Origin of the sequence: Streptomyces durocortorensis, assembly GCF_016901035.1 — a bacterium.
GTDB classification, from domain to species: domain Bacteria; phylum Actinomycetota; class Actinomycetes; order Streptomycetales; family Streptomycetaceae; genus Streptomyces; species Streptomyces durocortorensis.
In genome coordinates this window covers 30,806-36,214 of sequence record NZ_JAFEUF010000004.1, presented here as the reverse complement: position 1 = coordinate 36,214, position 5,409 = coordinate 30,806, and the positions used below count along the sequence as shown (strand labels likewise).

At 72.6% G+C, this 5,409-nt stretch carries 4 protein-coding genes; 1 reads left to right on the top strand and 3 read right to left on the bottom strand.

The annotated features are described in order from the left end of the window. Nucleotides 1-200: 200 nt before the first annotated feature. The 3 genes from JS521_RS01730 to JS521_RS01720 all read right to left on the bottom strand — a co-directional run bounded on the left by JS521_RS01730 (nt 201) and on the right by JS521_RS01720 (nt 3,725). On the bottom strand, nt 201-1,031 hold the full coding sequence (locus JS521_RS01730) for a hypothetical protein (protein ID WP_205080927.1): 831 nt from the start codon (nt 1,029-1,031) through the stop codon (nt 201-203). A gap of 204 nt (nt 1,032-1,235) precedes the next feature. Beyond that, nucleotides 1,236-2,417: a metallophosphoesterase gene (locus tag JS521_RS01725; RefSeq protein ID WP_205080926.1), complete on the bottom strand. Its 1,182-nt coding sequence runs from the start codon at nt 2,415-2,417 to the stop codon at nt 1,236-1,238. Between the two features lie 195 nt (nt 2,418-2,612). Next, on the bottom strand, nt 2,613-3,725 hold the full coding sequence (locus tag JS521_RS01720; protein ID WP_205080925.1) for a LacI family DNA-binding transcriptional regulator: 1,113 nt from the start codon (nt 3,723-3,725) through the stop codon (nt 2,613-2,615). A gap of 405 nt (nt 3,726-4,130) precedes the next feature. Between JS521_RS01720 and hisC the strand changes: the two genes are divergently transcribed. After that, nucleotides 4,131-5,210, top strand: coding sequence for a histidinol-phosphate transaminase (gene hisC, locus JS521_RS01715; protein WP_205080924.1), 1,080 nt, complete (start codon nt 4,131-4,133; stop codon nt 5,208-5,210). Nucleotides 5,211-5,409: the final 199 nt, after the last annotated feature.

The window sequence follows — 5,409 nt, the reverse complement described above, 5'->3', positions numbered from 1 at the left end:
CCGGACGTCGCTCGCGACGCCCCCCCCGGCAAGGGCGCACTCCCGCCCTAAACCCCCCCCCCCGCAGGCCTCGTACCCCCCCCCCCCGCCGGGCGGCCCCCCCCCCCCCCCCCCCCCCGCGGTGTGTCAGGGAGCCGGAAGTTCCCGGTCCGCCCGGTGCTTCGCGCGGCTCTCGGTCCGCCCGGTGTTCCGCGCCGGTCTCAGTCCGGCTGGTGTTCCGGGCCGCCGAAGTCCGGGCTCGTGAAGTCGGGGCTGGTGAAGGTCGGCCGGGGGCCGGCCGCCGGGCCGTCGTCCGGGCCGGAGAAGTCCGGCCTGCTGTAGCCGACCTTCGGGATGCGGTTGGGCGAACGGTGCGGGGTCCGGGCGGCGGGCCCCGCGGTGGGGTCGGCCAGGGCGTCCCGGAGGAACGGGAGGATGCCGCGTTCCAGCAAGGCGTGGCGCCAGGCCTCCCTGGCCCGTGCCACCTCCTCCGGAAGCTCCTGTTCCTCCTCCTCGGCGGCCAGGGACGTCGCACCGTTGCGGAGGGCCGTGACGAGCAGTCCGACGGCCGCGACGAGGATCGCCGCGGCGGCGACCGCCGCGAAGAACCACCCGGCCGCGACCATCGAGTCGCCGAAGGCGACCGAGGGGCTGACCGCCTTCAGCAGATAGCCGACGAGCAGGAAGATGACGGCCGCGGTGCCGGCCAGCAGCGGAGTCAGGACCGTGATGACCGCCCCTATGCCGGCGCCCGATCCGGCCGCCGTGCTCTGCGGCCCGTCCAGCCCCGGGATCCCGTCGGCTCCTTCGGCGGTCGCGGGGCGGCGCAGTTCGCCGCGGGCCTTGACGTAGTGCTCGTACTCGGTGGCCGCGGCCGCGGTGATCAGCGCCGTGGCGCCGAGCGCCATGGTGCGCAGCTGTTCGGTGTTGAGCCGGTCCCCGACGCCCTCCAGGTCCGGGCGTTCGTGAGCGTGGCGCAGTGCGTCGCCCAGGATCCGCTCGTACTCGGGTCCGTCCTCGGCCAGCAGGTGCGGAGCGCTTGTCATCTGCATCCCCCGATGCTCCGTCGGTGCCCGGCTGCCCGCGTTGGACCGGGCGATCGGGCGGAAACGGAGGAGAGCCTGCCACTGATAGGCCGATGGTAGAGCGCTCACGGCAGGGGGTGACAGGGTGTTTCCAGAATTGGGCCCGGTGACGGGTCCGGCGATCGGCGGGGTTGGCGCAGGCTGAACCTGAAACGCCTTCCCCGCCGATGGTCAGTCATGCAGCGGGAGTTGGACCACCAGCAGCTTTCCGGCCATGGTCACGCCACCGTCCATGGCGATGGCGAGGCCGTCCGCGTACACGTGCGGCCCGTTGATCACGGGCCCCGAGCTGTCCTCGCCCTCCTCTGTTCCGACCTCGCCCAAGAGGTACGGAATGGGGCTGTGACCATGGACGACGCGCTGTCCGCCGTACGTCGTCAGCAGCTCGCGCACCGCTTGCGAGCCGCCCTCGTCCCGGAAGGCGAACCGCTTGGTGAGCTTGCGGAAGAGATCCCAGCACTCGTCGGCGTCGTTACGCGTGAGAATGGCCGTGATCGTGTCGTTGACGTCGTCGATGGTGGACCCGTAGTCGAGGTAGGCCGTCGTGTCGGAGTGCATCAGCAGATGCCCGTCCTCCTCGACGACCGCGTCGAGCCGGGACATCCACTGGAGGTGGACGTCCTGGAGGCGCTCCATGTCGTTCTTCTGGCCGCCGTTGAGCAGCCAGGCGGCCTGGAAGGTGGCGGTGCCGGCCCCGGAGTTGACGGGGGTGTCGGCGAATCGCTTGGCGCCGATCAGCAGCAGCTCGTGGTTGCCCATCAGGGCCTTGCAGTAGCCGCCGGCCGCCGCCGCCTCGGCGGAGAGCCGCATGACGAGGTCGATGACGCCGATGCCGTCGGGGCCGCGGTCGGTGAAGTCGCCGAGGAACCAGAGCCGGGCGTTGCCCGCGGCCCAGTTCCCGTCCGCGTCGATGAGGCCCTGCTCGCCGAGGGCGGCCAGCAGCTCGTCCAGGTAGCCGTGGACGTCACCGACGACGAAGAGCGGGCCGCGGCCGTCGGCGGGGACGGGGCGGGGCTCGGAGACCGTCTGCACCTGGACGGTGTCGCCGCGGCGGATGACCGGGAGGTCCCGCTCGGTCGGCGTGTAGCCCTCCGGCTGTTCGTCGCCCACGACGGCGTTCCCGGGGGGCGGCGGGCGGTGCGGGGCGGGGGCGTGCGGCGGCACTGATGCGCCGGGCGGCGGCGCGAGCGCGCCCGGCGGCGGCGGATGCGCCTCCGGCGCACGCGGTGGCACCGTGGAAGGAGGTGCCACCTGTGCCTGCGGTGGCACGGGTGTCTGCGCATACGGCGGAACCCGGAAGTCACGCAACGTCGCCGTCCGCACCACGGGTTCCTGACCGGCCCCCTGAGTCATCGACCCCTCCACCACCGTCGCGCCGCCGTACACCTGACGGGCCCTGCCTGGTAGAGGTGGTCCGCGGTGTCGTGCGCCCATCATAGGAATGCGGATCGATCTGTGTGACGCACCAGGGGTGGTGAATCCGGGCGCACGCACGGTTCACCGGCCGATTGGTCCGAAAAGAGAGGATCAATCCCCGCCGAGAGACGATCAATCCCCGCTGGGGGAGCGCGGCGCGCTGACCGTGGTGCGCGGTGGGCGGCGTTGCGAGGAGGTCCGGACGATGAGCTCGGTCGGTATGACCTGCTCCACCGGCCCGTCGTGCTGGACCCCTTCGATGGCGTCGATGAGCAGCTGGACGACGGCCGTGCCGATGCGGCGGGGCTTCAGCGAGAGCGTCGTGATGGGCGGCTCGGTGGCCGCGTACACGGTGGACTCGCTGCAGCAGACCAGCAGCAGGTCCTCGGGGACGCGCAGCCCGTAGCGGCGGGCCGCCGCCAGGAGGTCGGTCCCGTTGGGGTCGAAGAGCCCGTAGACCGCGTCCGGGCGGTCGGGGCGGGCGAGCAGCCGGTCAGCGGCGACCGCCCCGGCGCAGGGGTCGTGGGCCGGGTAGGACTCGTAGACGGGATCCTGGCCGACCCGCTCGCACCAGTGGAGGTAGGCGGCCGTGGACAGCCGGGTGTAGGTGTCGGTGGTGTTGCCGGTCAGCAGGCCGATGCGGCGGGCTCCGGCGGCGGCGAGGTGGTCGAGGAGGTCGAGCACGGCGGCCCGGTGGTCGTTGTCGACCCAGGCGGTGACGGGGAGCGTGCCGGCCGGGCGGCCGTCCGAGACGACGGGCAGTCCCTGGCGGACGAGTTCGGTGACGACCGGGTCCTGGTCGGAGGGGTCGATGACGACGGTCCCGTCGAGCGCGACGTTGGACCAGACGTCGTGCCGGGAGGTGGCGGGGAGGATGACGAGGGCGTAGCCGCGGGCGAGCGCCGCGGAGGTCGCGGCTCTCGCCATCTCCGCGAAGTACGCGAATTCGGTGAAGGTGAAAGGTTCATTCCCGTACGTGGTCACGGTCAGGCCGATCAGGCCCGACTTGCCCGTACGGAGGGTTCGGGCCGCGGCGGACGGGCGGTAGCCCAGGCGCTCGGCGACCTCGCGGACATGGCGGCGGGTGGCGTCCGGGAGCCTGCCCTTGCCGTTGAGCGCGTCGGAGACGGTCGTGATCGAGACGCCGGCCGCGGCGGCCACATCACGGATCCCCGCCCGTCCTGGGCGGCCGCTGCGCCGGGGGGTCTCCGTCCGGCTCACCTGGTGCTTCCCTGCTGCTGTCATGGCGAGCCGATAGTAGGGCTCCGAGGGGTGGTCGGTCCGGTCGCATATGCGCACGTTGACAGGCACGTTTCTGCAAGGTCACTGTCCATCATATTCCTTGCAATGCTAGGGAGTTGAACCGTATAGCATGCGGGTTTCAGGTGCAGGGAGCAGGCGGCCTGCTGTATGTGCGATGTCTCGAAGAGGTCTCAACTCACCACTTCGGGGGACGCGCGCCACGGCGCGAGCCACCGGCGCGCGCCGAAACGGGAAACACTCCCCCCGGCGGGGCCGCGGACCCGGCCCCGGGCGAGGTCCCATTCCCGGGCACTGCGGTCGATTTCCCGCTCGGGCCATTCGCAGCTGGGCCCAATCCTCATAAGGTGTGCAGTATTGCTGTGAACGGACGGTCGAGGAGGACCTGCGGTGAGCGAGACGAGCCCCAAGCTGCGCGCCGAGCTGGACGGCGTTCCCGCCTATGTGCCGGGGAAGCCGGCGGCGGCCGGCGGACCGGTCGCGTACAAGCTGTCCTCCAACGAGAACCCCTACCCTCCGCTGCCGGGTGTCCTGGAGTCGGCGCTCGCCGCCGCGGGGAACTTCAACCGCTACCCGGACCTGGCGTGCACCGGCCTGATGAACGAGCTGGCCGAGCGTTTCGGTGTGCCCCTGGCGCATCTCGCCACCGGTACCGGCTCGGTGGGCGTGGCGCAGCAGCTGCTGCAGGCCACCTCCGGACCGGGTGACGAGGTCATCTACGCCTGGCGGTCCTTCGAGGCGTACCCGATCATCACCCAGGTCAGCGGCGCGACCTCGGTCAAGGTGCCGCTGACCGACGGCGATGTGCATGACCTCGACGCGATGGCGGACGCGATCACCGACCGGACCCGGCTGATCTTCGTCTGCAACCCGAACAACCCCACCGGCACGGTGGTGCGCCGGGCCGAGCTGGAACGGTTCCTCGACCGGGTGCCGAGCGATGTGCTCGTGGTGCTCGACGAGGCGTACAAGGAGTTCATCCGCGACGCCGACGTGCCCGACGGCATCGAGATCTACCGGGACCGGCCGAACGTGGCCGTGCTGCGGACCTTCTCCAAGGCGTACGGCCTGGCCGGGCTGCGGGTCGGTTTCGCCGTGGCCCACGAGCCGGTGGCGGCGGCGCTGCGCAAGACCGCCGTCCCCTTCGGCGTGAGCCAACTCGCCCAGGACGCGGCGGTGGCCTCGCTCCGTGCCGAGGACGAGCTGCTGGGCCGGGTCGGCTCGCTGGTCGCCGAGCGGACCCGGGTGAGCGCCGAGCTGGGGCGCCAGGGCTGGACGGTGCCGGAGTCGCACGCGAATTTCGTCTGGCTGCGGCTCGGCGAGCGGACCGTCGACTTCGCTCGGGCCTGTGAGCGGGGCGGTGTGGTCGTCCGGCCGTTCGCGGGCGAGGGCGTACGGGTGTCGATCGGCGAGACCGAGGGCAATGACCTGTTCCTGAAGGCGGCGGAGGCGTTCCGCGCGGAGCTGTAGCCTCTCGCGGCGCGCTGCCCGCGCCCCCTGCCGACCGGTGGGGGCGGGGGGGCGCGGCGGGGGGGGGGGGGGGGGGGGGGGGGGGGGGGGGGGGGGGGGGGGTGGGGGCGGGGGGGGGGGGCGGGGGGGGCGGGGGCGGGGGGGCGGGTTTCCAGGGTGAGGGGGGCCGCGGGGGCCAGCAGCGGACGCGCGTAGAAGC

Excerpts from the sequence above, each read along its gene's own strand:
- JS521_RS01730 (WP_205080927.1), bottom strand. The coding sequence starts at position 1,031 with ATGCAGATGACAAGCGCTCCGCACCTGCTGGCCGAGGACGGACCCGAG.
- JS521_RS01720 (WP_205080925.1), bottom strand. The coding sequence starts at position 3,725 with ATGACAGCAGCAGGGAAGCACCAGGTGAGCCGGACGGAGACCCCCCGG.
- JS521_RS01725 (WP_205080926.1), bottom strand. The coding sequence starts at position 2,417 with ATGACTCAGGGGGCCGGTCAGGAACCCGTGGTGCGGACGGCGACGTTG.